This window comes from Metallosphaera sp. D4-4 (genome assembly GCF_046245145.1).
Lineage (GTDB): Archaea > Thermoproteota > Thermoprotei_A > Sulfolobales > Sulfolobaceae > Metallosphaera > Metallosphaera sedula.
On record NZ_CP176412.1, the window covers coordinates 778,818 to 804,392 of the forward strand.

General features: G+C 46.3%; 28 protein-coding genes. 19 read left to right on the forward strand and 9 right to left on the reverse strand.

The annotated features are described in order from the left end of the window. Positions 1–22: 22 nt before the first annotated feature. The 6 genes from ACI49J_RS04450 (at position 23) to ACI49J_RS04475 (ending at position 3,885) form a co-directional block, all read left to right on the forward strand. Positions 23–325, forward strand: a complete 303-nt coding sequence (locus tag ACI49J_RS04450; protein ID WP_240252924.1) for a hypothetical protein — start codon at positions 23–25, stop codon at positions 323–325. Positions 326–574: 249 nt separating this feature from the next. Next, positions 575–889: a DUF4898 domain-containing protein gene (locus tag ACI49J_RS04455; RefSeq protein ID WP_012021340.1), complete on the forward strand. Its 315-nt coding sequence runs from the start codon at positions 575–577 to the stop codon at positions 887–889. A gap of 131 nt (positions 890–1,020) precedes the next feature. Continuing rightward, complete coding sequence (locus tag ACI49J_RS04460) at positions 1,021–1,644, forward strand: hypothetical protein (protein ID WP_240252925.1); 624 nt, start codon at positions 1,021–1,023, stop codon at positions 1,642–1,644. A 15-nt stretch (positions 1,645–1,659) separates the two neighbouring features. Further along, positions 1,660–2,745 carry a M28 family peptidase gene (locus ACI49J_RS04465; RefSeq protein ID WP_240252927.1) on the forward strand — a complete coding sequence of 362 codons (1,086 nt, stop codon included), beginning with the start codon at positions 1,660–1,662 and terminating at the stop codon, positions 2,743–2,745. Positions 2,746–2,822: 77 nt separating this feature from the next. Beyond that, positions 2,823–3,365 (forward strand): hypothetical protein, encoded by a 543-nt coding sequence (locus ACI49J_RS04470; protein WP_240252929.1) that lies wholly within the window; start codon positions 2,823–2,825, stop codon positions 3,363–3,365. 40 nt (positions 3,366–3,405) lie between these two features. Continuing rightward, a complete protein-coding gene (locus tag ACI49J_RS04475; protein WP_240252932.1) occupies positions 3,406–3,885 on the forward strand; it encodes a dCTP deaminase domain-containing protein in 480 nt (159 codons plus the stop codon). Positions 3,886–3,926: 41 nt separating this feature from the next. Here ACI49J_RS04475 and ACI49J_RS04480 read toward each other — a convergent pair whose 3' ends face one another. After that, positions 3,927–4,826, reverse strand: coding sequence for a BadF/BadG/BcrA/BcrD ATPase family protein (locus ACI49J_RS04480; RefSeq protein ID WP_240252935.1), 900 nt, complete (start codon positions 4,824–4,826; stop codon positions 3,927–3,929). Between the two features lie 112 nt (positions 4,827–4,938). Here ACI49J_RS04480 and ACI49J_RS04485 point away from each other — a divergent pair, with 112 nt between their 5' ends. Beyond that, complete coding sequence (locus ACI49J_RS04485) at positions 4,939–5,955, forward strand: metallopeptidase TldD-related protein (protein WP_240252942.1); 1,017 nt, start codon at positions 4,939–4,941, stop codon at positions 5,953–5,955. Here ACI49J_RS04485 and tsaA read toward each other — a convergent pair. Together tsaA and ACI49J_RS04495 are read right to left on the reverse strand one after the other, a co-directional pair. Then, positions 5,952–6,353 (reverse strand): tRNA (N6-threonylcarbamoyladenosine(37)-N6)-methyltransferase TrmO, encoded by a 402-nt coding sequence (gene tsaA, locus ACI49J_RS04490; protein ID WP_256464104.1) that lies wholly within the window; start codon positions 6,351–6,353, stop codon positions 5,952–5,954. The genes ACI49J_RS04485 and tsaA overlap by 4 nt on opposite strands. Then, positions 6,350–6,925: an XdhC family protein gene (locus ACI49J_RS04495; protein ID WP_240252943.1), complete on the reverse strand. Its 576-nt coding sequence runs from the start codon at positions 6,923–6,925 to the stop codon at positions 6,350–6,352. The genes tsaA and ACI49J_RS04495 overlap by 4 nt, the downstream gene beginning before the upstream one ends. A 139-nt stretch (positions 6,926–7,064) precedes the next feature. Here ACI49J_RS04495 and ACI49J_RS04500 point away from each other — a divergent pair, with 139 nt between their 5' ends. Further along, the gene (locus ACI49J_RS04500) at positions 7,065–7,295 is read left to right on the forward strand and encodes a ribbon-helix-helix domain-containing protein (protein ID WP_240252944.1); all 231 of its coding nucleotides are present in this window, start codon (positions 7,065–7,067) and stop codon (positions 7,293–7,295) included. Further along, on the forward strand, positions 7,292–7,714 hold the full coding sequence (locus ACI49J_RS04505; protein WP_240252947.1) for a PIN domain-containing protein: 423 nt from the start codon (positions 7,292–7,294) through the stop codon (positions 7,712–7,714). Before ACI49J_RS04500 ends, ACI49J_RS04505 begins: the two co-directional genes overlap by 4 nt. Positions 7,715–7,777: 63 nt before the next feature. Here the strand turns inward: ACI49J_RS04505 and ACI49J_RS04510 are convergent, their stop codons facing one another. After that, positions 7,778–8,191 (reverse strand): SRPBCC family protein, encoded by a 414-nt coding sequence (locus ACI49J_RS04510; RefSeq protein WP_240252948.1) that lies wholly within the window; start codon positions 8,189–8,191, stop codon positions 7,778–7,780. Positions 8,192–8,223: 32 nt separating this feature from the next. Next, positions 8,224–9,378, reverse strand: a complete 1,155-nt coding sequence (locus tag ACI49J_RS04515; RefSeq protein ID WP_240252949.1) for a VWA domain-containing protein — start codon at positions 9,376–9,378, stop codon at positions 8,224–8,226. A 190-nt stretch (positions 9,379–9,568) separates the two neighbouring features. Between ACI49J_RS04515 and ACI49J_RS04520 the strand changes: the two genes are divergently transcribed. From ACI49J_RS04520 to ACI49J_RS04555, 8 genes are all read left to right on the forward strand, one after another. After that, positions 9,569–10,771, forward strand: coding sequence for an ABC transporter permease (locus ACI49J_RS04520; RefSeq protein WP_240252950.1), 1,203 nt, complete (start codon positions 9,569–9,571; stop codon positions 10,769–10,771). Then, positions 10,768–11,517, forward strand: a complete 750-nt coding sequence (locus ACI49J_RS04525; RefSeq protein ID WP_240252951.1) for a peptide ABC transporter permease — start codon at positions 10,768–10,770, stop codon at positions 11,515–11,517. The genes ACI49J_RS04520 and ACI49J_RS04525 overlap by 4 nt, the downstream gene beginning before the upstream one ends. Continuing rightward, positions 11,518–12,372, forward strand: coding sequence for an ATP-binding cassette domain-containing protein (locus tag ACI49J_RS04530; RefSeq protein ID WP_240252954.1), 855 nt, complete (start codon positions 11,518–11,520; stop codon positions 12,370–12,372). It abuts the gene before it with no gap. A 24-nt stretch (positions 12,373–12,396) separates the two neighbouring features. Then, positions 12,397–13,200: a hypothetical protein gene (locus tag ACI49J_RS04535; RefSeq protein WP_240252956.1), complete on the forward strand. Its 804-nt coding sequence runs from the start codon at positions 12,397–12,399 to the stop codon at positions 13,198–13,200. A 53-nt stretch (positions 13,201–13,253) separates the two neighbouring features. Further along, positions 13,254–15,227, forward strand: coding sequence for a DEAD/DEAH box helicase (locus ACI49J_RS04540; RefSeq protein ID WP_240252958.1), 1,974 nt, complete (start codon positions 13,254–13,256; stop codon positions 15,225–15,227). A gap of 157 nt (positions 15,228–15,384) precedes the next feature. Next, positions 15,385–16,080: an ABC transporter ATP-binding protein gene (locus ACI49J_RS04545; RefSeq protein ID WP_240253482.1), complete on the forward strand. Its 696-nt coding sequence runs from the start codon at positions 15,385–15,387 to the stop codon at positions 16,078–16,080. Beyond that, entirely contained in the window at positions 16,077–17,693 is a 1,617-nt protein-coding gene (locus ACI49J_RS04550) for an ABC transporter permease subunit (protein WP_240252960.1), read from the forward strand. Before ACI49J_RS04545 ends, ACI49J_RS04550 begins: the two co-directional genes overlap by 4 nt. A gap of 215 nt (positions 17,694–17,908) precedes the next feature. Next, entirely contained in the window at positions 17,909–19,483 is a 1,575-nt protein-coding gene (locus tag ACI49J_RS04555) for an acyl-CoA carboxylase subunit beta (RefSeq protein WP_012021320.1), read from the forward strand. On the opposite strand, the gene ACI49J_RS04560 is transcribed toward ACI49J_RS04555, so the two are convergent. Beyond that, positions 19,480–19,656 (reverse strand): hypothetical protein, encoded by a 177-nt coding sequence (locus tag ACI49J_RS04560; RefSeq protein WP_240252963.1) that lies wholly within the window; start codon positions 19,654–19,656, stop codon positions 19,480–19,482. The genes ACI49J_RS04555 and ACI49J_RS04560 overlap by 4 nt on opposite strands. Beyond that, complete coding sequence (gene hel308, locus ACI49J_RS04565; RefSeq protein WP_240252966.1) at positions 19,616–21,718, reverse strand: ATP-dependent DNA helicase Hel308; 2,103 nt, start codon at positions 21,716–21,718, stop codon at positions 19,616–19,618. Before hel308 ends, ACI49J_RS04560 begins: the two co-directional genes overlap by 41 nt. 163 nt (positions 21,719–21,881) lie before the next feature. On the opposite strand from hel308, the gene ACI49J_RS04570 reads away from it, so the two are divergent. Further along, positions 21,882–23,336, forward strand: coding sequence for an APC family permease (locus tag ACI49J_RS04570; protein ID WP_240252967.1), 1,455 nt, complete (start codon positions 21,882–21,884; stop codon positions 23,334–23,336). Here ACI49J_RS04570 and ACI49J_RS04575 read toward each other — a convergent pair whose 3' ends face one another. Together ACI49J_RS04575 and ACI49J_RS04580 are read right to left on the reverse strand one after the other, a co-directional pair. Then, the gene (locus ACI49J_RS04575) at positions 23,337–23,693 is read right to left on the reverse strand and encodes a NifB/NifX family molybdenum-iron cluster-binding protein (protein ID WP_240252968.1); all 357 of its coding nucleotides are present in this window, start codon (positions 23,691–23,693) and stop codon (positions 23,337–23,339) included. Beyond that, on the reverse strand, positions 23,690–24,094 hold the full coding sequence (locus ACI49J_RS04580) for a PadR family transcriptional regulator (protein ID WP_225938844.1): 405 nt from the start codon (positions 24,092–24,094) through the stop codon (positions 23,690–23,692). The genes ACI49J_RS04575 and ACI49J_RS04580 overlap by 4 nt, the downstream gene beginning before the upstream one ends. Before the next feature lie 268 nt (positions 24,095–24,362). Here ACI49J_RS04580 and ACI49J_RS04585 point away from each other — a divergent pair, with 268 nt between their 5' ends. Beyond that, positions 24,363–25,511 (forward strand): hypothetical protein, encoded by a 1,149-nt coding sequence (locus ACI49J_RS04585; protein WP_240252977.1) that lies wholly within the window; start codon positions 24,363–24,365, stop codon positions 25,509–25,511. The last annotated feature ends 64 nt before the right edge of the window (positions 25,512–25,575 follow it).

The window sequence follows — 25,575 nt, forward strand, 5'->3', positions numbered from 1 at the left end:
GTCACCTTTTCTCATAGGTATTATGACACCAATTCCTGGAATTACTGAAACTTCTGTCGTGTCGTTGATAGTGGCCTTTGTTTTAGGGTTACTTATAGGGTTCCTTATAAAGAATGTGATTAAGGTTGGGATAATTATTCTAGCCATAGTGATTATTTTAATTGCTGTAGGTGCAATAACTCCTACTTCTGTGGAACACGCATTGATGAGCTTGGGGCAGACTGCAACTCAAGCAGAGTCTAAGGTGTCCGCCTATTTGGACTTACTCCCCTACAACTCCATTGCGTTCATTATAGGGTTGGTAATTGGTCTAGTGAAGGGTTAGTCATGTTTTACGTAATATCGAGATATAAGTGATACAAATAGAGGTAGCATAAGTAAGAGCGTGACAAGCAATCATCCTTAAGTTAATTTGGCCATCTGCTGGAACATTGGAATTTAATACTGACGGCGATTCTTCCCTGTCTTGAGATTGAACATGAGCATAATCTTTAAAATTTTATTTTACAAATAAGGTGTTAAGTGGGGGTTCTTTCAGCACACATGTCGATTCCTTCACTCGTGGTGAAGAGTAATGATGGCTGATATCATGGCGAGAGGGGGAAATGAGCAGATAGAGCCGGAGCTGTTAGAGGTGTTAATATCATCGTTCAGAGTTAATTCTACCCCCAAGAAGATCCCCATGAAAGCTGTCTCAAATCTTGGGAAGATGCTTTCTCTTATTTTACCTAAAAATGTAGAGAAAATTGTAATAGTCGTATCAAAGGACTACCTAGGTTCTGAAAAAAGTTTTGTGGAGTCTACAAAGAGCATATTCCCTAGTGCCAGCGTGAATGTGCTGTTTAGTCACAAATTGGATCAGGATTCACTATTAGTTTATTTTAAGTGATTTCGTAATCATATATTCAACTCATCTTAGTTCAGCGGGTCGTTCCCTAGACGTTCAATCACGTATGACTAGAACCCTTAATTGCTTACCCTGTAGGAGAGTACAAATACCTTTTCCCCCTAAGTATTTCTGTGATATCTGACTCGCAATTCAAAGATGTTTGCGGTAAGGTTAAGGCTCTCCTGTACTTTGGCTCCTATACTAGGGAGGATTACGTAGATGGAATTTCAGATATTAACGTGATTGCAATTACCAACGACAAGAGCGTTCTCATGGACTTGGCCTCAATGGATCTCTCTCCTGTCGTGATCGATGAAGAAACCTTAAACAAGTTATGCCAAGATGGAGATCCCCTATGTTATTACGTTCTAAATGACTCCAAGCTCATATGTGGATCACTGCCCAATTTTACATTTATTTTCACCGATGAGACGTGCAGTAAGCTCCTCCGTTACTCTAGGACTCAGGCGAAAATGAGTCTTGAAGGAATAGCGAGAAGAGACGAAATATCCTCAGTCAATAACTTGTACAGGGGTATAAGGTCATTCATAAGGTCCAAGTGTTGTGCTAAAGGGAAAATCCCATTATCTGATGAAGATGTGATTGCGTGTTGTAAGAGTATCGGGAACGACGAAATTTGCGAGCTTTTCAGCAGGGTTAGGGAGTTAAGGAGAAATAGGGAACCAGTTACATATTGGACAATTAGAAGATTCGTGAAGATAATGGAGGGAGAAGACAAGGATTCATCGTTGTAGAGGAGATGTTCATTCATGGAATTGGCCAAACAACTATTCGACTTAGGTGAAGCGATCCATGGTGGGCCTGTGGAATTAAAGATTCTTGAAAAACTTGAGGAGTTATTTCCGGACTACAAATCAATCCCTGTCAATACAAAGTTCTGGGATGTCAGATTCTCTGAGATCCTTGTGAATGGTCAAAACATACCCTCGGTAGCAATGCCCTACACCTCAGGTTGCGTTAAGGGCAAAGTGGGAAGGGAGATAGGTTTGTTACCAATGCCTTCCCATCCCTTTGAGCTCAAGAACTTATCACTTTCCCAATATGAGGGGGTGATAATTGTGGAGGAAGGAAAGCTGAGAAGAATAACTCTTCCTCAAGGCTCACCTCCTACGTTCTTTGCGTCTAGGAATGTCGACGGCTATGTTGAACTTTGCTCTGATACAAGGCTTGTGGAGGTGAACTCCAGAAACCTGGAGATCACCTTAAGGGAGGGAGACTCCTACATTCTGCTTGGCGCTCACGTGGATCACTGGTTATCTGGTTTTCACGACAATATCTTATCCGTTCAACTCTTGGTGGACATGAAGAAAGACCTGGAAAGATCTAACCTAAGGCATGGGGTCAAGCTGGTTTTCTTCTCCTCAGAGGAAGGGCCAAGATGCTGTACAGGTTCATCACAGTTTCCTGTAAAGCACGTATTTGCGGTGATATCCCTAGACGCCATCTATCCATCTAGGGTCGTATTCTCAGGAACCCCTGACCTATGGTTCCTGTCCAGACATTTTCCCGTAAAGCGAGTGGAAATGCCTACACCGTTCTCTGATCACTATCCCTTCGTGCAGAGGGGGATCCCTGGTCTCGTGCTCTACAACGATGACATGACCACAGTCTATCACTCGGACGCAGACGTTCCAATTCCCCTTGATTCCCAGTATCTTGAAGTGTTGAGGAAGAGTCTTGTTGAGGCTTTGCGGGAATTGGATTCTACCCCTAGCGACAGGCTCGATGAAGAATTCTTCAGACATGCTAAACTCGCCGGTTACACTGGGGATACTAGGGAGGGAGCACTGATTCCAGATCCATCAACCTTGACTACCAAGTTTAAAAGAATCTAGTTTCTAGCGCTTGTTCATTTTACAAAAAAGGACTCACTAATCATCTTTATAAGTAAGAATTTCATAAATGATTATTAATGAGTATAGCGGCTTTCAAGGATCTATCTATGTACAAAAGAAGGGCTGAGCACTACTTAGGTTCTAGGGAGTACCTAGAGGATATACCGCTTAACACATGCGACGATGTTTTCGGCACGGTAATTTATCTTAAGATTCCTGAGACGGAGGATATAATCAAGGCGAGTGAACTTGCTAGGTCAGAGTTAAGTGAGATGTTGACAGCTAAGTTACATGAATACATGAAAGCAGGAAATCTAGAACTAGTAGAACAGGTATCCCAGATCTTGGAGTCTTTGAAGGAGATAAACAGGTTGGAAGAGGTGTTTAAGACAATAACCGTCGCGTACGTTCTCTCCGTCATTAGGAGGGAGAGGGTTAACCTAGATATTGACCTTAAGTCCTCAGCCCTGGACTTAATGGAGGGGATTGAAAGCCTCTTCCTTAAGGCAATTCCCTTTCTCACAGACTTGGGAGATCTAGGAAAGGCAGTGGATAACTTGAGGTTTAGCGTGGAGATGCTGAAGGCAAGAATAAGGAAGATTAATTCAAACGGGGAGTAAGCGGGATTCCTTAAAAATTCTAGATAACAATGAGAACTCTGTGATTTACGCTCATCAATCAATTGTCAAGTCCCTGGGAAACATGATATTAAACTATTCCATGGAAAACGTTAAGGAAAATGGATACGATCTTAGAATCTGTGGTGAAAAGTACTGGAGGGTTAAGGGGGACTCTCAGTTACCCGAAGTCAAATCTGAACTGGAAGAGCTAAGTTTTTCGGAGTATGCTACCTTAGAGCCTGGAAATACTTACCTGTTTGAGAGCTGTGAAGAGGTAAATATGCCTGCAGATACTATTGCCATTATGACCTTGAGGAGTACATTGGCGAGGAATGGATTCATCGCACCTCCGACAGTGATAGATGCAGGTTATCACGGAAAGATTATCATCTCCATAAGTACCTTAAGGGGAGGAAAACTGAAGAAGGGAATGGGAGTTATCCATCTCATATTCTCGAGGCTCGACTCACCCACGGAAAAGGTGTATCAAGGAAAATATCAGGGCGGAAGGCTTATCTAGAAATTCTGGCTTTTAAAGGACTTGGGCTTTCTCGAGAGACTTCAACTCACAGACAACTTACAGTTGATTTTGTCGAGACCATACATAAGAGGACCCATTGTGGGATCCTTGTCTATTCTTAGCACCTTAATTTTCCACTTCGACATGACCTTCTCGAACTCCCTCAAGTAAGTCCTAGACCTAAACATTCCTCCCACAACGTAAACTGAGTCAGACCTAACTTCTCTGGCAACACGCGAAGCTATCTCACCCAGTTCATTTGCTGCCCTACTCAGAATCGAGGTGGCCACATCATCTCGTTTCCTTGAGGCCTTGTCCACTATCTTGGACACAGAGGCCACCCTTTCCACTTTATGACCTTTATGATAGACCCAGTATATTAGGTCGTCAATATCTCTTATCCTGAGCGATTTCATGAGTGCTTTCGTCATCTCTGTCTCCTTCTCTACTCCTTGAAGAACCTTCGTGAGATATCTTAATGCCTCCCTTCCAATCCAGTATGCGGAACCCGTGTCAGAGAGGAACCATCCTGCTCCCTCTGCCCTAACTTTCCTGCTCCCGTCTAAACCTAGGATTACGCTACCCGTTCCCGAGATCACTATGACTCCCTTTCCTCCCCTAGTTTCGCTGTACAGAAGAAAGAAGGAGTCATTATCCATGATTACCTGTTTACCCAGTTCGTGAAGGTTTTCCCAGAGAACTTCGTAGTCATACCTCGAGTCCAAACCAGCTAGACCCATCACCAACAGGTCAGGGATGACTCCCCTTGTGCTCTCCATAACTGCCTCCCTTATCCTCTGAGCTGCCTTCTTTATTCCCACATTGTGAAAATTCGATCCCCCAGTTTCATGTTCTGAAATTATTTTCCCTACCCCGTTAGTGCACTCGACGGCTATCGCCTTTGTCTTAGTTCCTCCACCGTCAACTCCAACTACTATCATAGGTATAACAAGGTCTTCTAGGTTTAAACATTAAGGGATAGTACATTCTTCAACATCATCAATTCCTCAAGTGTAGGGAACCTTTTTCAATTGACCCGACTAAATATGACCCATGAAAATAAGCGTCCATCAGGAGTCCATAATAAAGGAGAGGAAGGGGAGCAACTCGTTGATATATACCAAGAGTGTCGAGTGGAGTGTTACCCGATATTTGACGGACTCTGGATGGAGCAGTTCTGGGAAAGATCAAAAACCTGAGCCTCTTTGCGGTTCCTTCATCCATCCTTCTCTTAATAAGTGGGAGAGGGCAAAGGAAATTCTCGAGAGAATTCAGTCGGGCGATCGGATAGAGATTAGGAAAGTGAAGAGGGAGATCATCTGGGATGATTACTCCTGTCTAGAGGAGAAGATCGTGAACTTTGTCAAGTCAGAGGATAGAGAGTTCGCCTTCACGGGAGACCCAATGGATATCCCTAGCGTCTTAGAGTTTCTTAAGGAGGAGACAGGATTTAAGCCAACTCCAACCTTCGTGGAGAGGGGAAGAATGATCCTAGATCCTGAAGCTACTTCTCACCTCTTGCGGGCCCTCGTGTCCATGTTGAGGGCAGATTCACCCCTTCTAAACAAGGATGAGAGAGGTCTTCCAGACATAACGGTTTATGACGATCCTCTCATCTCCTATTCACACGTATATTATACTTTTGACGATGAGGGAGTGAAGACGGAAAGGAAGGAACTCATTGGAAATGGAGAGGTACTAAATTACCTGGGGACCCTTTACACGGGTTCTCCCGGTAACGGTAGAGGGATGTATCCGCAACCCGATTTCTTCAACGCTGTCCTCAAACCTGGTGACTGGAAGTTCAGGGAACTAATGGAGGAATCAAGGAATGCCTTTGTGGTACTTGGGGCAACTAGGTCAGAAATTGTGAAGAGAAGCGTGAGGATAAAGCCTAGGAGGGTGGTTCAGCTAGGGGGTGGGGAAGTACTGGTCAGGGAGATCGCCATTCCCCTCTCAGAACTTAGCACGTTGGATGCAATAACCTCAGATACAAGGTTCGTTTACCTAGATGAGGACCACGGAGCCCTAGCACCATTTGTGAGGTTGACTGCCAGGTTACTCTTCTAGTGTTGGACCTGGTGCCATCTAGGCACCCTCGGGTTAGCCACAGAGTCCCACCTGTCGTATGGCTTGATATCTAGGACTGGAGTTCCGTTGAATGCATTCAATCCCCTAACCTTAACCCTGTTTCCCTTAACTTCCAGGATCTCTACTACCGATATACCTATGGGATTGGGCCTATTGGGGCTTCTAGTGGCAAATATGCCCACCCTCTCACCTGACCTAACCTTAATTGGGCCGTTAAAACTGGCAAGATGAAGATGATAAATGACTATCCCGTGAGAAAACTCATCTAGTCCCAACAAACCTTCTGCTAGATCTGGTCTCACAACCACGAAGGACTCTTTCTCTCTGGATGGCTCACCCTCTACTTCAATAAAACCTATGGGTTCGTAAGTTATCAAAGCTCCTCCACTACTTTGGCAAGTCCCTTCTTATCCCTAAGGGGTATCCCTGTCCCTCCCCTTGAGACTGCAACTATTTCCGCAACTATACTTAGCGCAATCTCGTTCTCCTGCTCCCCATTTAGATCTAGTCCAGCAGGTATCCTAAGGGAGAGCAGTTTTTCCTTTGGAATCCCAGCCTGTAGTAACCTCTTTAGGATTACTTTCGCTCTCCTTACGCTCATGACTGCTGCAACTTCCTTGGCACCACCAAGGATTGCCTTCATCAAAGCCCACGTGTCGTAAACATGTTTTGTCGCGACCAGAACGTATTTGTCCTTAACGAGTTCGTCGGGAATTTGAAAAGTATTCCCCCTAATCACTTGGTCGGCCTCATAGTCTCCATCCTCGGCAAAGGGATCCACTATGACGACCTTATACCCAAGCATCTTCAACATCCTGGAAACTGTCGGTGCTACGCCCAGGGATTTCCCCTTGCACTTGCTCTCGTCTACCTTCACTGTGTCCCTGTCACAGAATACCGGCTCCTCCATTTCGGCCTCACGGCTGGATGAGAAAATGAGAACGTCCATAGGTACCACAAAAAGATGGACATTCCGAAAATATAAACGTGAGCCTAATATGTTTCAGGGGAATATTCTTTTACAAGTTAACCCTTGGAGAAGCATATACGCGGAAAGGGTTTTATTTGTATACTATACATAGTGTACTATGAGTGAAGTAGTCTCTGTAAGGCTGAAGAGGGATATGATCAGGGAGATAGATGAACTTATATCCTTAGGGTTGTTCAGTTCGAGAAATGAGGCGTTAGTCTTCATTATCTCCGAGGGGCTCAAGGAGGCTGACCAGTGGAAGCGGGTTCTTGACAGGTCTAAGAAAGTGGGTATCCCCCTCATAGATAAGCGATTAGAGGACTTCTTGAGTGAAAGGGATAGATATTGAAATATTTCGATACTAGCGTTATTCTTCTGTCCATCCTCAACGATCCTAGAAGGGATAAGGCCATAAGTGAGCTAGAGAAGGGTGGAATCACGTCAGAGTTGAGTTTCGTAGAACTAGTTAGTTACCTTTCGAGGAATATGGCTGACCCTCTACCCAACGCTGTGAGCATCATTAACAGGTTCAACATATCAGTGAGGAGTCTCTCTAAGGTTAGGTCCTCGCTCATGGGGGATATGATGGAGGTAGTTCATTTCTCGTTAAGGATAGCGGAAGAGGTGAAATTAAGGACTCTTGATCTTCTTCACGTGAGCTATGCCGTTCTTCTGGGATCAAGCGAACTTGTGACTGCTGATCTAGAGTTTCTCAAGGCTAAGACTTTTCTATCAAGGCAGGGAGTCGAGATAAACCTACTGGAATAGTCTTGGAGTAACTTGTCCCGCGTAAAGAACTAACGCCTTTCTCATGTTATCTGAGCGTTATTATTACGAGACTGAGGGTAACTTCACGGCCTCAATTATCCTCTCAAGTGCATGCTCAGTTCCCTGGGAGAAGTGCTCCTTGTTCCTTCCTTCAAAGGGTTTCATATAAAGGGGCATCTCGACTTTCCACGTCGAGACTATGGTTGAGTCCCTAACCTCGATCCTGTTTGTTCCCTTCAGGATACCACTCAGAAAATGGAGAACTACAGCGCGATCAAGAACCTCTATCCTCACCCTAGATGTGGAAGGAAACGCAAATCTAACCTCGCCCTCAAACACGTTCTCCGATACCTTATTTATGTGAAGTTCCCTTATGCCCTTCCAGTAGTTGGGCATCGAGTTAACGTCCTTGACTACTTCCCAAATCCTCTCACGAAGGCCTGTTGGAAACTCCTTCACAACCTCAAACTCTATCATAATAGAAAACCCTCCCCGCAATATAAATAGCCCTACTCCGCACTCCTCATCTTCCTTGTAACCTCGCTCGCAATCTCCTTCGCGTTACCTTCTCCGCTTGACATCTTTCTCGTGAGTTCCTCTGCAACCTCTTGAAGGTCCTGTCTCCTGGTCTGCTCCGCTATCTCCCTTAGTCTATCCAACTTCTTAGTGGCCTCAACCAAGTTTCTAGCCTCTAGGTCCCTGGAGTAGCTCTGAAGTGTTTGTAGATATTCATACTCCATGATGACGTCTCTGTCGATGCCAGAGATGAAGTCCTGCTGGTTCTGTGCGCGGGTCAGGAAGAACTCCTGTGTCCTATCCTGCATCCCCTTCTCATCCCTGTACCTAACCTTAAGCGTCATAAACTTTCCCGTGTACTCCTTGGGAATTACCGTTTCTCCAAAAATTTTTACCACGCCTTCAACAGCGTTTATCCTTACAGGCAGGGAATCATAGTTCAGTAATTTCACAGGGGACTCGGACACTAGATCCACTGTTACGTCACTAGCAGCAACCTCAGATTTTACAAGCTTGGGCATCTTCTCAGGGATTTGAGCAGGGTCAGTAACATGATAAAAAAAGCCTCTTCCTTTCTCCGAAACCTCAGTGAGTATTTCTTCGCTGTAGTCATCTCCAATTCCAAAGGATATGATCTGTACGTTCTCAGGTACTGACAATCCCTGATATACGGGAAGACATCTGTTTAGGTCAAATTTCCTAGATAGCCCAGGCATACACCCCATGTCTGAGGGAACCCCATCAGTGAGCAATATGACATAAGTCGGTTCGCTGTACTTTCTAGCTAGGTTAAATGCCTCCTCCAATGCCTTATACATTGCAGTACCACTTCCAACTTTCAGGCCCTCAAGTTCCTTCCCTATCTCTGAAGGATGTTCATGCTCCTTGATTATCGACACCTTTTCGTTGAAGGCCAGTAAGGAGAAACGACTATCCTTGGGCAGGTTATCAACAAGTAACCTAGCTCCCTCCTTGGCCATCTCCAGCTTCTCACCCTTCATGGAGTAACTCCTATCAATCAGGATCACATAGTGGAGGTTCTTAGCTTCAAATCTTGACTCAGGAACAAGGACAATTCTGAACATTGCTCTAATTTCCTGGGTGAAGCTCCTGCTATGGCTGACGTTGAAAAGTACTGAAAGTCCCATGAAGCAAAAATAGTTATCGCGACGTTTAAACTTTGCCATATTATTTCCAATTCTTGCAATAAGATGAAGTCTATCCCTCTCAAGTTCTCAACCAACTCTACATATCAGTCAAATCAAAAAGTAGTTTATTTTTTTAGAAAATTTTAAATAAAGAGAAAGTCTTTTAAGTTGATTGGCCTACCATTCCAAAATGAGAGCGAGAGCACTAGTAATAATATCATTGATATTAATCATAGCTGGGATATATCTCTCCTTCTTGGCCACAGAAAGTCAGTACATCTCTCTGGTGTCCTATGGACAGGGTAACTGTGCAGTGCCACCGAGTAACTGGCAGAGTCAATACTGGTCTGTAATGAATAAGGGGCCTCCCGTAGCTACTGTGATACTGAATGGGAGTAAGACGTTGATTCTAAGGCAAGTGGAAAATGTATCCCTTAACTCCACCTCGTTTTATGTTTACGTAATTCACGGTTACGTTGAGGAACTGGCCCCCCTATCTTTGCCAGGAATTCTCCTGGTATTTGTGGGTTCTGCAATGGGATTCAGGGGGACAGTTCTCCTGGTGCAGGAAAGGGCCATAGGAGATTTAGCCAGTTCCAGGGGGACTGGATCGCTCTCTGGATACGTGATAAAGAGGTTTCTGTCATTCCTTGTTTCAATCCTTATCATTTCAGTCATTACGGCTGTTCTGGAGATGCTTCATGGAGAGAACCTATTCAGGGTTATCCTTGAACTTTTAACCTTTAATTTTGGAGTGAGCCGGCATTACGGTCTTGACGTGGACTCTCTGCTAATATCTGCACTACCCTACACCAGCCTACTGTCTGGGATATCCTTCTCGCTGTCCATTTACCTCGGCTCCTTCATGGCTGTTAGAAGCGTTGCGCAAGAAGGTCTGCTAACCAAGATTGTGAGGAGGTGGAAATACATAGGGAATGCATTGGCTTCCTGGATTATCGCGCTATCTCTAATTTACGCCTTTCACCTAAAAGTCGAGAGTGGCGTCAACATGGTTTTTCCCGTGATAGCCCTTTTCTTTCCCTTCATTGGAACCTACGCCAACAGGCTGATTCTACCCTATGGAGTTAACGACGCTTTCAAGGCTAAGGGGCTCTCAAGGGCAGTATTAGTCTACAGGCACATGTTGGGAAGCGCTTCCGTAGTGGCACTGTCCACTATTTCAGCAGCGTTCGTAGATATGCTGGTCGCGGAGTTCCTGGTGGAGTCAATATTTTATTGGCCAGGCTTGGGATTCCTTCTGAGGGAGGGGGCAGTCTATGGAGACTTTAAGGTGGTTGAGGGAGTCCTGATATTCTACTCCACGATTGTCCTCCTCTCAGGGCTTGTGGGAGACATCTTCTACGGTTACGTTGATCCAAGGGTGAGAAGATGAAATGGGCCTTGATTGCGTTTCTCGCCTATTTTGGGTGGGCCCTGCTCTTCACCTTCCTTCAGCTACCGAGAGGTTCGCCACTTCTCCCTCCCTCTCAGGAGTATCCCTTGGGAACCTACGTGAACGGTGCCAACATGATTAACGTAAACGCTAGGGCAGTTGTGGACACCCTCCTTTTCGGGATAATGGTCTCACTCATAGAGGTAGGCCTAGGTGTTTCATACGGTATGTTAGCTGGGAGCTCATGCGGTACTGTGAGGTCCATAATGATGAGGATTTCCGATGGCATAACCTCACTTCCTAGGGTGCCTATCCTCATGGCCATTATCATCCTATTTGCGACGCCAGAGGTCACCTTCGTTAAGGCCAACTTCTTCCTCACCGCCCTAGTTGTGGGTTTAACTGGATGGTCTGTGATCTCAAGGCAGGTTTCGGAGGCAGTATGTAAGGGGAATCCACTGTCCAGGATCCCCGAGATATCTCTCACCCAAAGGGTAAGAAGTTCCTCGGAAATAGCTAAAGCCTTATCCAAGCGCTTCTTCTTGCCCTCCGTGGTTGACGGGATAGCAGTTTACACGGCGCTAGGCGTAATAGCTGGCGTAGGAGATCCCAACTTCCCGACCCTGACGACCCTTCTCAATAGCTCTCGTCTATTTGACTTCTGGTGGCTGTTTCTACCCCCAGCTGGTTTTAGGGCAATTCTTCTCGTCTTAATCTTCCTGATCTCCGATACGGTGGTGAGATAGGTGCTCGAGTACAACTGTGTAACAGTGAAGGGTTCACTTAACTGTTTTAGCGTAAGATTGGACAAGAAGTCCGTGGGAATTCTGGGCGAAAAGGATAGCGGAAAGGAGGCAATAATTCCTGCAACCTTGGGACTTCTGAACAACGTATCTGGTTCCATTCTCCTTGATGGCGTAGACTTGGTAAAGTCCAGGGACCTTCTACATAAGGTTAGATGGGAGAAGATATCTGCAGTATTTTATGATCCTTCAACAATGTTTAATCTGCTATACACGATCGGATCCCACTTCGCTGAGATTGTGGTCTCACATGAAATCGGAAATGCGGAGTACGGCGTCGAAGTAGGGCTCGAGTATCTGAAGCTTCTGGGGCTCAGCGCTGACGTAATGGAGAGATTACCATATCAACTAACCCCACTTCAACTGAAGAAGGTAGCCATAGCGCTCGCCGTGTTTCTGGAACCTGAATACGTAATTTTCGATGACCTAGAGTTTGGATTGGGAGATATAGGACGTGCCTCGGTCATGAACTCAATAATAGATCTCATGGGTTCGGTCAGGAGCTCTTTCATGTTTCTCGAAAATAATCCTGGGATTCTCTCCAGGTTGGCCGACTATGTCCTTGTGCTGTACCGTGGCGAGACCGTTGAGGAGGGTCAAGACGTCCTTCAGTCTCCCTTACACCCTTACACTATAGATCTAATTAACGGGGAGATCGAGGAGGAGAAAGTCGAGGGGAAGGGTTGCGTCTACTCGGGAATATGTAAGCACTCTACTCCTAAGTGCTTCGAAAACGTGAACTGGGTCTCCATGGGGAATCATAGGGTAAGGTGCATTGCCTATGCCTGTGGGATATGACCTTCACAACCTCGAGGTGGCATAATGATAGTCCTGAAGGATGGCCCAATACCCATGATAAAGGATATTACCTGCATTCTGGGGGAATGGGATGATTACAAGAAAAGATTCTCCGAAGCCCTGAAAAGAGGCGACATTGAAGCCCAGTACATCGACCCGTTCACCGGCGAGTACATGTCAAAGAAGGACGGATTGAGATCCACCTATCTCATCCCCAGTCACCTCGAAAGGGGAAGGGTAAGGGTAAAGGATCTACTTTCTGCATGGCTGAAGACGAGCAAGAGAGCACAGGAGATCATGTTCCTCCTAGGAATTCCGGACGATTTTCTGGATAACCTGAGCGACCTGAACCTGGTTAAGGTTTACCTTGCTCCTCTCTTCATGGAGAAGACAAGATTCGTAATAGTTGAGGACTTCTTCCAGGAAGTTGAGGAGCAGGGGAGGCTCAAGGTGGAGAGGCTCCTAGCCAAGATCATCAGGTCCAGAAGACTAGACTCATTGTTCTTCGTAAGTTCGGTGGACCTGATATCACCTTGCACCTCCGTCACAGTGATGTATGAGGATGAAGTAGTTGAGACGGGGGCTCGTCTAATTCATCCCTACTCAATGGTCCTAGCAAACTCCGCAATACGCCTTGGTAAAAGGGGCGAAAAGGTTGGGGTGAGTGAAGTTGGACGGGGGAGCCTCAGCGGGTGCAGATTCCACGATTACTGTGAGGTAATGAGAAGGAAAAAGGAATTGCAGAGGCTATGCAGATTACAGAGGCCTCCCATAGTCCAGGTAGAAGATGCACAAGTGAAGTGTTGGGACTACGTTAAGAGAAACTAGGAGAGGTAATAGTTAAGGAAAACGTTATTTTTAGTCTGGTTCAACTCCTGTGAATGGACTTTCCACTGGCCGAGAGGTTCTTCAGGGAGTACGAGAGCAACAGGGATATCAATTACCTGATTTCCGCGCCCACCGGTAGTGGGAAGACTCACATTGCCAAGAGGGTTCTAGTCGAAGACGAGGGAATATCTGTTTACGTCTCTCCCTTGAAGGCCTTGTCCAGGGAGGTATATCTCTCAGTTAGGGACAGAACCAACGCCGTGATGGCTGACTCAGACGTTTATGAGGACGACCTAAGAAAGATGAAGGGAGACGTCCTCCTCGCTACCTATGAAAAGTTTGACAGTGCAATACGCCATAACTACACCTGGCTCAACGACGTCTCGAGAATCGTCATAGATGAGGTTCATAACGTCGAGACCGACAGGGGGCTGGCACTTGAGAACCTTGTCCTCTGGGCCAAGTCCAGGAGAGTCCCCGTGATTGCCCTGAGCGCGACCCTTAGCGACCCTGAGAGATACGTGACTTGGTTAAACGCGAAGCTGATCTCCCACGAGAAGAGGGCAGTTCCCCTCCACGAGTGCGTGGCCTATCCCTACGTTCTCAAGTGCGGTAATTGGCAGGAGAACCTGAAACCGTCCAGGCTCACTCGTCCCAGATTTGAGTTGTTGGTGTTAGTTCTCCAGAGGATAGTCTCCATGGGAAAGAACGCTCTGGTCTTCGTGAAGAGCAGGAGGTCTGCAGAAACCCTGGCACAGGAGCTTCAGAGGAGGGACTTCAGGGCTCATCACTACCATAGCGGAATGCCTCACGAGGACAGAAAGAAGGTTCTCGACATGTTATTGGAGGGAAATCTCAACGTCGTGGTATCCACCACCGCGCTGGGTCAGGGGGTCAATCTCCCAGTTTATGCCGTCGTCTTTTACGAGCTAAAGTTGCCAAACGTTGATGAGAGGGGAGAATTCAAGGGCTGGAAGGACATTTCCCCATCCGAGTTCAAACAGATGGCTGGGAGAGCAGGGAGGCCCAGGTATGACAAGGAGGGAATGGTTATCATTATTGCCAACTCCGATAAGTTTGCGACCCAACTAGAGGAGAGGTATTACCGCGGGAGTGCCAGGAGTGAGGGAGTGAAACCGGATCTGGACACCCTCTCCCTGGCCTTCGTGTCCTGGAATGACGGCGTTGAGATGGACGAGCTTGGAAGATCAATAAACTCCACCTTCAACTTCAGGGGGATAGGGTACAACCTCGTCGAGTCCTCCATCTCGAGACTAAGGGATATGAAGCTAGTCATGACGGACCGAGGAGTTACAGTAACGCCTTTGGGAAGGGCAGTAGCAGTGAGCTATATTGATGTAAAGGCCTTGTCAGGCTTTCCCATAGACAATAAAGACGCCGACCTAGTGTCTGTGATAGCAGGTTCTCCTGCAGTTGCACAGGCCTTGAGGGGATGCAAAGAGGGAAGGGAGCTTCTCAACAGATGGATGAGTGGAAATAGTCTAGATGGAATTTGCGAGAAACTGACGTCGAAGGATCTCATGGAGGTGATCTCCAATGCCAAATGGATTTCCTTTGCCCTATTTCGTGTTTTAAGGGCTCTAGGGGATGACAGGTATCGCAAGGCTCTGGAAATTCACGACAGCCTCAAGTACGGAGTGCCCTCGGAGGGCGTGAAACTGGCTAGATCAGGTTTACCTAGAGATACCGTGATGAGCTTGATCTCCCTGGACGTCAAGGATCTGAGGGAACTGTGCATGAAGGTAGGTTACAGGGAGCTCAGGGATGAACTGAGAAGGTCCAATGTTCAGATCGAGGTGCTATGCAGGAGCGTCTACTCCCAAGACCCCCTAACCTTTGATGTTAGGAGGGCAATACAGGAATTTCGGCAAAGGGAATTTAGTCTCAGGGAGGTATCCTCCAAGTTTGGAGAGGACGTTCTGAGAGAGATGGTGAGGTTGCGAGTTCTAAGGAAGAGAGGGGATAAGTACATAATACGAGATCTGGAACGTGACACCATGGGATAAGTCAAACTTTCGAGCACAAAATATTACTTTATGATAGAATAAGCTTTTAAGAATTGAATTTAACGTTCATCGGGGATGGTCAGATGGAACAATCCTAGAGGGAATCAATTTAGCATACCAGTATCCCAACAATTACAGGGTCTTTGAGAACGTCTCTATTAGGACGGAAGAGAATCAGCTTACCGCCATAGTTGGACCATCTGGAGTCGGAAAATCGACTCTGCTTAGGATACTAGGTGGGTTCATAAGACCCTCCGAAGGGGAAGTAAAGCTAATGGGAAAGAAGGTTCTACATCCTACCCCCAGGATAGCCCTCATTCATCAGTCCATAGCAACCTTCCCCTGGTTAACCGCTTTGGAAAACGTTAAGCTTGGTCTCAAGTACAGGAAACTTCCGAAGGAGGAGGAAGAGAAGATAGCCAGAAAGATGCTTGAGCTCGTTGGTCTTCAGGGATTTGAGGACTTTTACCCCAAGCAAATGAGTGGAGGAATGAGGCAGAGGGTAGCCATAGCTAGGGCCCTGGCAGCCGATCCCTATGTTCTTCTCATGGATGAGCCCTTTGCCCATCTGGATGAATTGACTGCCGAAGGTCTGAGGCAGGAGATTTACTCCACCATATTCAGTGAGGACACCTCTCTCAAGACCGCTGTCATGGTTTCTCATAATATGAATGAGGTTGTAGAACTATCAGACAAGGTTTACGTATTAAATGGAAGCCCAGCTACGGTCGTGGGAGAGGTGATCATAGACCTGGAGAGGCCTAGAAACCCTAAGGATCCGAGATTCCAGGAATATCTGGACACGTTGTATAAACTTCTCACCCCCGTTAAGAAAAGGGTGAAGGAGAGTTGATTTTTCCGCTTCTAGCATTACTGGCCGTTGGAGTTACGGTGGGGAGAGTATTTATCACGATCATTCTCTCCATTGTAACTGGATGGCTCCTAGGTTATCTGGCCTTAAAGAATAGGGCCTTCGAGAACGTGTATATTTCCCTGTCAGAGGTCCTGGAATCTGTCCCCGTTATCTCCTTCTTCCCCGTGGTACTCATCTTCTTTGTGTCGGATATAGGAGGGTTTCTCGGTACTCAGCTAGCTGTAATATTCCTCGTATTCACTGCCGTAGTCTGGAACATATGGATGGGAATTTATCAAGCCTTCAAGACCGTTCCTGAGAACCTGAACGAGGTAGCTGAGAACTTAAGGCTTGGGTTTCTTGGCAAGATGTCCAAACTATACATCCCCTTCTCGATTCCTAGGATTGCAGCTAACCTGATCCCCAGTTTTGCGGACGCAATGTTCTACATAACCGTGAGTGAGGTCTTCAGTGTAGGCAATAGTAATTACGCAGTATTCGGTATTGGGTCCCTGATCTCTAGGCTAACCACGCTTGGACTCTACAACCAGGCCCTTTACGCCCTGGGAATTCTAGCGGTGGTTGTAGTTTTCATTACCTTTGGCCTTAGGGAATTTGCCTCCTTCTCGGTTCAAAGATATGGCCTTGATACGGAATCCTCCAATAAGGCCTTGAGGAGAGGGAGGTTTAGGATTAGATATTCTGCGAAGGTAAGCAACGCCATAGCCCCGGTGAGCAAGTTAGCTAGATATGTAACAAGGAGCAAAACAGTTCCTGTAGATGTAGATGAAGAGAAGGAGAAAGTACGCCAATGGGGGAAGATCGGGATAGTGATTGCGGCTCTCTTCCTCCTAGGAATATCATACTCCGTGTTCACAGTGATACGAAGCGTATCTCCTCAAACCTGGAGCTTCTTAATTTCTTCAACTCCGTACGACTTAGTCCTAATAGGAATAGACTACATGAGAGTTGGGGTAATATCTGTAGTTTCCTTGTTGATCGCCATCTTTGTGGGATACTGGCTCTCTGTCCACGAGAGAACCGAGAGAGTGGTCATCCCAATGATTCAGACCGTGGCCTCCTTCCCGGCACCAGCGTATTTCCCTCTTCTATACGGGGCGACCTACTCAATCCTGAGACCGGTTTTAGGCGGTTTCACCAGCGAGTTTTACGTCCTCTTGCTGGGTTTCATCTCCACCTTCTATTACGTCTTTTATAGTTACTGGATGGGGATAAAGAACATGCCCAAGGAGTACTGGGAAGTAATGGACAACTTGAACCTAACGTTTTGGCAAAGATTGAGAAGGGTAGTGATTCCCTCAGCTATGCCATACATAGTGGCAGGGTTAACGAGTACGGTGAACAGTGCATGGGGAGGCCTGGCCATAGGAGAGTACTGGCCAGATATATATGACGGGAGAACCCTCGAGGTACATCAAGGTCTTATGAAAGAGCTGGCATTAGCCGATAGTCAGGGCAATCTGGCTCTAGTGGGTTGGCTTTCAATCCTTTTCGCCATTATTGTGGTTATATACTCCCTCTTCTTCACTAGGAAGCTCATGGATTTAGCTAGACAGAAATACGTGGCTGAGGAAGGGATATACGCTGCTTAGCCCTTCATGCCAAGGCTCACACTTTTAACGCTACTTTACATCTTGTTCTCACCAGTGATGAGGAATCCGGGATCCGATCTGTGAGGGCCCATACGCGAACTCTGAGGGTGTAGTAAAAAGTCCGTTATAATTATAAAATATCAGCATGTCAATATTAACTAAAGTTTAAATGATAAAAATTTTAAGAGAGAACTTACAATAGGTCTTGATTAGACATGACTGCAACTTTTGAAAAACCGGATATGTCAAAACTAGTTGAAGAATTGAGAGCCCTAAAGGCCAAGGCTTACATGGGTGGAGGAGAGGAGAGAGTCCAGGCTCAACATGCTAAGGGCAAGCTGACAGCGAGGGAGAGGTTAAATCTCCTATTCGATGAGGGGACCTTTAACGAGGTCATGACCTTTGCCACGACAAAGGCTACTGAGTTTGGATTGGATAAAAGCAAGGTCTACGGAGACGGCGTAGTAACTGGATGGGGACAGGTTGAGGGAAGGACTGTATTTGCATTTGCCCAGGACTTCACGTCTATAGGAGGCACGCTAGGGGAGACTCACGCGTCTAAAATAGCTAAGGTTTATGAGCTCGCATTAAAGGTTGGAGCACCTGTAGTTGGGATAAATGATTCTGGAGGAGCCAGAATACAAGAGGGCGCAGTCGCACTAGAGGGTTACGGTACGGTCTTTAAGGCCAACGTGATGGCATCTGGCGTAGTTCCCCAGATAACCATAATGGCTGGTCCAGCTGCGGGAGGTGCAGTTTACTCGCCAGCGCTTACTGACTTCATCATCATGATAAAGGGCGATGCCTACTACATGTTTGTGACCGGTCCAGAGATCACAAAGGTGGTGTTGGGTGAGGACGTTTCATTCCAAGACCTAGGTGGAGCCGTGATTCACGCAACTAAATCAGGCGTGGTTCACTTCATTGCGGAGAACGAACAAGATTCCATTAACATAACCAAGAGGTTGCTCTCTTACCTACCCTCTAACAACATGGAGGAGCCACCCTTCATGGACACAGGAGACCCTGCAGATAGGGAAATGAAGGACGTGGAGAGCGTTGTTCCAACTGACACCGTCAAGCCCTTTGACATGAGAGAGGTAATATACAGGACTGTGGACAACGGCGAGTTCATGGAGGTGCAGAAGCATTGGGCTCAGAACATGGTGGTTGGATTTGGAAGGGTAGCCGGGAACGTGGTGGGTATAGTAGCAAATAACTCCGCCCATCTGGGGGCAGCCATAGATATAGACGCCTCAGACAAGGCGGCCAGGTTCATAAGGTTCTGTGACGCTTTTAATATTCCCTTGATTAGCTTGGTGGACACTCCTGGTTACATGCCGGGAACAGACCAGGAATATAAGGGCATCATAAGGCACGGAGCAAAGATGTTGTACGCCTTTGCTGAGGCAACAGTTCCCAAGGTCACTGTGGTGGTTAGAAGGTCCTACGGCGGGGCTCACATCGCCATGAGTATAAAGAGCCTTGGAGCGGATCTCATATATGCTTGGCCCTCTGCAGAGATAGCGGTGACTGGGCCTGAGGGGGCCGTGAGGATCCTGTACAGGAGAGAAATACAGAACAGTAAGTCTCCTGACGATCTCATCAAGGAGAGAATAGCTGAGTACAAGAAGTTGTTCGCCAACCCCTACTGGGCTGCTGAGAAGGGACTAATAGACGACGTAATAGAGCCCAAGGATACGAGGAAGGTAATAGCGTCAGCCTTGAAGATGTTAAAGAACAAGAGGGAGTTCAGGTACCCCAAGAAGCATGGAAATATACCCCTCTAAGGCCTTCTTTTCTTTACCAAGAGCCTATTTCCCTCAATTCTAGTTTCTTGGGCTAATGCCCTCAACACCAGCTCCAGCTTTTTCAGGGTATCCTGATCTCCCTCAAACACAAGTTCCTCTCCGTCCTTAGCCCTAAAGAACTCCTCCAATAACTCTTGCAGCGTCCTTGACAACCTTCTCACCTACCTTCTCTCCCAGGAGTACCTTAACTTTCTCCGGGTTCATGACTAGGTCCTCCGGCTTAGTTAAGCCGTTCTGATACAGCAACCTTCCCCTCTTCCTTCCAATTCCAGGAACTCTCACTAGGTCTAGCAGATCCTCCTTAACGCCGTCTGATACTCTCCTGTTGAGCAGGAACATGATATCAGCATGCGACTCCCACTCTAGGGCCTTGCTCACTTGATATCCCGAGTAGGTTAGCCACTCCATGGTTTCGACTATGGACCTGAGGTCACCAGACCCAATTCCGTACTTTGACAGAATCGCATCCTCATCCACTTCCTCTATCCAGTCGTGAACTATGAGCGCGATCTTAAGGGCGGAGAAATATTGAAAGGCTTCATCCTCGTCATCTGGCACATCCGTGAAGGGAGGACAAGGCGCCCACTCCAAGAGGTCATCCTCCTCAGGTTTACTCACGTTAGCTATGGGTCCATCGGGCGTTAACGCCAACATGTGAAGGTATGGAATATCGCAGTTTTCGGCCTCACTCATGGATAGGGTATCCTTGATTAACTTAGCTGTGAATGGATTGATGTAAAGATCTGCAACCCTTCTTCCGAACTTGGTCAGTTTGACACCATCGCTGAAGAACCCGTTTTCTCTCAACCAGTTCAGTCCCGTCTCGAGGTATGACTTCACGAGTTCGTGATCTAGAAAGGTCTCTTGAGCCATGGTTCTTACGAACTCCTCGTCAGCTCCGTCCTCCGACGCTAATCCCAGCAGAAAGGAGTAAAACGCAGACTCGTTACCTAGCCTGGACTCAAGTGGTTCAGGTGGGGAAAGAATGTACTTCTTCGCTATCCTCTCGGAGTCCTTCCTGTTCCTCACAACTATGACTGCCTCGCCTTCACTATCATAACCCGGTCTTCCTGCCCTTCCACTCATTTGCTTGTACTCCATCACAGAGATTTCCTCTTGAAAACCTAGGATCTTCCTGTTGAACCTGTAAATATCCCCTACCACAACTGCCCTTGCTGGTAAGTTTACGCCAGCAGCCAGCGTAGGAGTTGCCGTTATCACCTTGATCACTCTCCTCCTGAACCCCTCCTCAATCAAGTCTCTCAATCCCTTAGATAGACCAGCGTGATGGAAGGCAACCCCCCTACTCACTAGCTCAGCTAGGGTGTTCCTCTCCTCAGATCCAGCGTCCTCAACTTCTCTGAGCCTAGAGACTAGATCCTCAACCTCCTTTTTCTTCAGGGGGAAATTCAGCTCCGCTATCTTCCTTGCAGTTGTCTCAGCCATCTTCCTAGAGTTCCTGAATACTAGAACCTGACCACCTTCCTCCACAATCTTCTTGGTGTATGCTAGGATACCGTCATTTCCCTTGAGCTGTATGCTTACCCCGTCAGTGTAGGTTAGGACTATCTTTCTGTCATTTACAAGTATACCTTCCTTGAGGGGGACAGGTCTCCAGTTAGTTTTCACGGGTGTGGCGTTTAACCACTCCGCAATGGCGTCGGCGTTGCTTACAGTTGCGCTAAGCCCCAGTAAGTTCCTCCTCTTGGATCTCACGGCCACGCTTTCCACCACCGGACCCCTCTTTCCATCATTTAGATAGTGAAATTCGTCAAGGATGAAGTAGTCCGATTCCTTCAACCAAGAGGGGTTATGTCTCCACAGGGAATCCAGCTTCTCATAAGTCGTGACCACAATGTCATACCTGCTCAGAAACGCGTCATCTGTATCGTAATCCCCGGAAGTCATCCCTACCTTGTAACCTAAGATCTCCCAATCCTTGAAGGTAACATATTTTTCAGAAGTGAGTGCTCTCAAGGGAGTAACGTAAATTGCTCTCTTACCTCCACGGAGAAGATGAGATATCATTCCTAGCTCTGCTATGAGCGTTTTTCCAGAGCCCGTGGGAGAGGTCAGAAGTAATCTCCTTCCCTCCAGTAGCCCCTTTTCCACTGCCTCAGATTGCACAGGATTTAAGGTAACTATCCCTCTTCTTTTCAGGACCTCCTTCACCTTAGCATCCATGGGTAGGTCTTCGACGCTGATTATTTTCATAGAAGAAAACTCGCTTCCACTAATTAAAAAGGCATCAAAAGACGGTTTTCCTTAAAAATGTAGGAGTATTTGTGAGATAAACTGTTATAGTATCGTTACACCAATTTTATTTGTGTATTACAAGAAGATTTTAAAATCTAAACGATAGTATCTTTCTTCCTGAATGTCAAAGGGATCTCAAGAGCAGCGAAATGAAGAGCCTAAACGGGTCATAGGAATCCTTGACTTAATATTTATCTCCTTGGGTGGACAATCGCCTTTCCTCAGTGTGTTAACCTACGGTGTAGAGGCGTACCTTCTCGCGGGTACGGGAGCGTCACTGGCCATTATACTAGGGACTATCCTGGTTCTAGTTAACGGAATGTCAGTTTATATCTTATCTAGGAAATTTACTAAAACTGGAGGGTATTACACCTACGCATATTATTCCCTAACGAAGAGGCTTGGCTTTGAGACAGGCTGGCTGTATCTCCTCTACTCCTCCATGTACGGTTCGGCATACGTATTAGGCGCCTCCTACATTCTTTCCACAATAATCCCTGTTCCTGCCATCGCGGTTGCAGCAATAATCCTCACTATTTCTAGCATATTTGCAATTTTGGGAATAAAACCCACAGCCAAGTACGCCATAGTTGCAAGCCTGATAGAAATAAGCATGATGGCTGCCCTAGCTGTGCTATTTATGGCCTCCACGCATTTCTACCTTTACAACCCAATTCCGTCCAACATTAATCTGTCCACTCTTGCCTTGGCAATTCTTTTCGGCTCTTCTATTCCCACAGGTTACGGTTCCATAACTCCCTTATCAGGGGAAGTTAAGAATCCAGAAAAGAGTGTTCCAAGGGCTATAATAACTGTCATATTGTTAGGCGGGCTACTGGCCGCATTTGACATTTACGGAATAACGGATCACGTGATCTATTTCCATTTAGTGGCTAATCAATTGAATTTAATTCAGCTTATTGAGGATAGATTCGGTCTATTGACTCTCGCGTTTGTCCTGTTCGCAGCTGCCAACGACGGTATACTAGCCACTTTAACGTATATTATGGCAACCTCTAGGACCATTTTCGCTATGTCTAGGGGAGGATTTTTACCAGAGATACTTGGAAGACTTGAAACGGGAAGAGGTCCGCTTTATGCGGTCATAGTCACTGTGGTAAGTTTCGTGATCATAGTTCTAGGCGGAATTCTGATTACGGGTTTTAATGCCTTCCTTGCCTTTTCAATAACTGGTTTAGTCTCACTACTGGCAAACATATTTGTTCACTTGGCCTCAGATTTCTCTCTCTTCAAGATCTCGCTTTCTAAAATAAACAAAAGAATAAGCTGGTTAGTGCTTTCATTGGGAGGTATAGCGTTCTCTTCATACGAACTACTTCAGTCAATAAGGACCTCGTCACCAGTGATAGTCTACTTCTTTATGGGAACCATTATCCTAGGATTCCTAGCTGCTGAAATAATAGAAATGAGCGAATCAGGAAAGGAAGAGGACTATCCAGAGAGGAATTCACAGGCAAATCAACAGGGGAGTCATGACCAAGCCAATCATCATGACAAGCAGCAGGTCAATGGAAAAATCAGGGTGAAAAGGTCGGAAGGCGAGGAGGTAACCTAGTTAGTGATGTCCGTGGCTGTGGTGTTCCCCGTGTGTAGGCTCATGCGTTTCCTTTAGTTCTCCCTTGATTAACTTGTTGAGGACGTCCTCGACTTTGCCCTCTGCCAGGTATATCTTAGCTTTTCCCTCCAGAAACCTAACCCCTGGTGGGCCAATCTCGGCGACGATAAAGGCAGTCACTCCCTTATCCAGAGCAGACCTAAGCATGTATATCCCCCTAGCAGCCATTGCCGTAAGTGCAGGGTTATCGTACTCCTCTAACAGCTTGACCTCCTTATCCACCTCGTAAATTCTTACCTTGAGGCCCTCTCCAGGTCCGTCAACCATTCCATTTGTCACAGGAATTGCTACCTTCATGATACCACCTTCATTAATCTCTCGCTAAGTCTTTTAATTCTATCTGTCAGGTTGCTGATCTTGGTTGGGTCGTTCTTCTTTAGATCCTCCAGATAATCCACATAAAATTCCATCTCCTCTAGAATTTCCTCGGGAGATGAGGCCTCATGCCTCATGCTTTCCTTGAAGCTGGACATCATGGCCATTCTCTGTCTAATTATCTCTATTTCCTCCTTACCTATTTCAGTTAACTCGTATTTTCCGTCCTCTCTCCTCCTTATGAATCCCTCTTGAGACATTTTTGCGAGCATGGGATACAGGGAGCCGGGCGAGGGTCTCCACCATCCCTTTGTCATGCTTTCAATTTCTTTCATTATCTCTATTCCGTTCTTGGGTGACTCGTTCAGGGAGAATAGGATCACGAATCTCAGTCCTCTCCTATGACCCCTATGACCAAATCCGTGGTGAAACATTTCCTATCTAAATATCGATATCGGATTACAGATATAAATCTTTTTGGCTCTGACCATCACGAGAGAACTTTTAGAAATTAAAGGGATAGAATGATTATTCAAAGCTTAGATTGAATATTGTTTAGTGAAATGGAGGCAACAACTCGGCTGTTTACTAGGACGTAAATTCTAACCTATTTTGACAATCTTTTTAAACAACCCTAAGGACATCTCTCTCATGAACAAAGCTTTAGTGATAGGAGTAATAGCGATCCTTGTAATAGCGGTCGCAGTAGTAGGTTTTCTGCAGATGACATCACAGCATTCAGCGGTTCAGCAAGCTAAGGTGAATCTAGCGAGTGCACCCAGTAGCACTATTCTACTTTCCCCAGTTCAGGCCCAGGCGTCAACAGGAATCTCTGGGTACACTGTGGGAGCGTGGATGGAACTGAATAATCTATCGGGATTAGCCCCGATGAATACCTTAACTTCCCAATACCTTGGCAATTTCTCCCAGATGGTAGGAACTACTTTCGCGGAAGTCTTGGTACACAATAGTACTTCTACTGCCATAACCTTCGTGTCTAAGGTGAATTCGCCGAACATCACTCAGGACTTCAGGAAACTTGCTCTCATTCTAGTTGCTGGGTATAACTTCAACGTTAATAAGAGCGGGAACCTGGAGTACGTATATGGTAACATTTCCAGTTATGGCATTGCACTAGGCTATGACGGACAACATCTAGTGGGCGTGATTGTAACGGGCGTGAATGATCCTTCTTCAGCATCCCTCAACCTGTTCATGAACCAGTACCAAGACATTCAGAACTCGCAATCCGCCCTTGTACAGCCACCATCTATATTTGGAAGCGTAAACGAGATGAAGTTGGCCTACTGGTCTTACGTTAACTATACGGCATTGAATTCCCTTAATCTTTCCAACGGAGTGGGTAGTGGATTCCTGGGTAAATTCCAGACCAAGTTTGGAAACTTCAACATGAGTAACGTTCAGTCAAAGTATCAGATGTTCAAGCAATGGAAACTTAACGTTAGCACTGGTTATTTGGCTATCTACGCCAATAGTTCCTCAGTCTTGGCTGTCCAGGTAACCCAATTCAATACCCCCTCTCAGGCACAGGCACAATACAACGAATCTCTCACTTTCTATGAAAACCTTAAGGAATACACCGGAATGAACTCGGTGATAGCTCAAGGTAACCTTAACGGAGCACCATACTTTATCGCGAATCCAAATCCAATCAACAATAACACCTTGGTATTAGAGTCAGTGTCAGGACAGTACCTGGTGATGGAAACCAATTACGCTCACATTGCCAGCGAATCCCTACTTCTCTCCTACCTACAGAGCCTTCTAAGTCAACTGTAATTTTTTGAAGAACTTGTTTGATTTTAACCCTTTATTGGGCCTAAATCAAGAATTGATTTGATAT

Excerpts from the sequence above, each read along its gene's own strand:
- hel308 (WP_240252966.1), bottom strand. The coding sequence starts at position 21,718 with ATGAAAATAATCAGCGTCGAAGACCTACCCATGGATGCTAAGGTGAAG.
- ACI49J_RS04535 (WP_240252956.1), top strand. The coding sequence starts at position 12,397 with ATGATAGTCCTGAAGGATGGCCCAATACCCATGATAAAGGATATTACC.
- ACI49J_RS04515 (WP_240252949.1), bottom strand. The coding sequence starts at position 9,378 with ATGGGACTTTCAGTACTTTTCAACGTCAGCCATAGCAGGAGCTTCACC.
- ACI49J_RS04500 (WP_240252944.1), top strand. The coding sequence starts at position 7,065 with ATGAGTGAAGTAGTCTCTGTAAGGCTGAAGAGGGATATGATCAGGGAG.
- ACI49J_RS04455 (WP_012021340.1), top strand. The coding sequence starts at position 575 with ATGATGGCTGATATCATGGCGAGAGGGGGAAATGAGCAGATAGAGCCG.
- ACI49J_RS04480 (WP_240252935.1), bottom strand. The coding sequence starts at position 4,826 with ATGATAGTAGTTGGAGTTGACGGTGGAGGAACTAAGACAAAGGCGATA.
- ACI49J_RS04510 (WP_240252948.1), bottom strand. The coding sequence starts at position 8,191 with ATGATAGAGTTTGAGGTTGTGAAGGAGTTTCCAACAGGCCTTCGTGAG.
- ACI49J_RS04525 (WP_240252951.1), top strand. The coding sequence starts at position 10,768 with ATGAAATGGGCCTTGATTGCGTTTCTCGCCTATTTTGGGTGGGCCCTG.
- ACI49J_RS04470 (WP_240252929.1), top strand. The coding sequence starts at position 2,823 with ATGAGTATAGCGGCTTTCAAGGATCTATCTATGTACAAAAGAAGGGCT.
- ACI49J_RS04575 (WP_240252968.1), bottom strand. The coding sequence starts at position 23,693 with ATGAAGGTAGCAATTCCTGTGACAAATGGAATGGTTGACGGACCTGGA.
- ACI49J_RS04450 (WP_240252924.1), top strand. The coding sequence starts at position 23 with ATGACACCAATTCCTGGAATTACTGAAACTTCTGTCGTGTCGTTGATA.
- ACI49J_RS04520 (WP_240252950.1), top strand. The coding sequence starts at position 9,569 with ATGAGAGCGAGAGCACTAGTAATAATATCATTGATATTAATCATAGCT.
- ACI49J_RS04485 (WP_240252942.1), top strand. The coding sequence starts at position 4,939 with ATGAAAATAAGCGTCCATCAGGAGTCCATAATAAAGGAGAGGAAGGGG.
- ACI49J_RS04495 (WP_240252943.1), bottom strand. The coding sequence starts at position 6,925 with ATGGACGTTCTCATTTTCTCATCCAGCCGTGAGGCCGAAATGGAGGAG.
- ACI49J_RS04465 (WP_240252927.1), top strand. The coding sequence starts at position 1,660 with ATGGAATTGGCCAAACAACTATTCGACTTAGGTGAAGCGATCCATGGT.
- ACI49J_RS04570 (WP_240252967.1), top strand. The coding sequence starts at position 21,882 with ATGTCAAAGGGATCTCAAGAGCAGCGAAATGAAGAGCCTAAACGGGTC.
- ACI49J_RS04540 (WP_240252958.1), top strand. The coding sequence starts at position 13,254 with ATGGACTTTCCACTGGCCGAGAGGTTCTTCAGGGAGTACGAGAGCAAC.
- ACI49J_RS04585 (WP_240252977.1), top strand. The coding sequence starts at position 24,363 with ATGAACAAAGCTTTAGTGATAGGAGTAATAGCGATCCTTGTAATAGCG.
- ACI49J_RS04555 (WP_012021320.1), top strand. The coding sequence starts at position 17,909 with ATGACTGCAACTTTTGAAAAACCGGATATGTCAAAACTAGTTGAAGAA.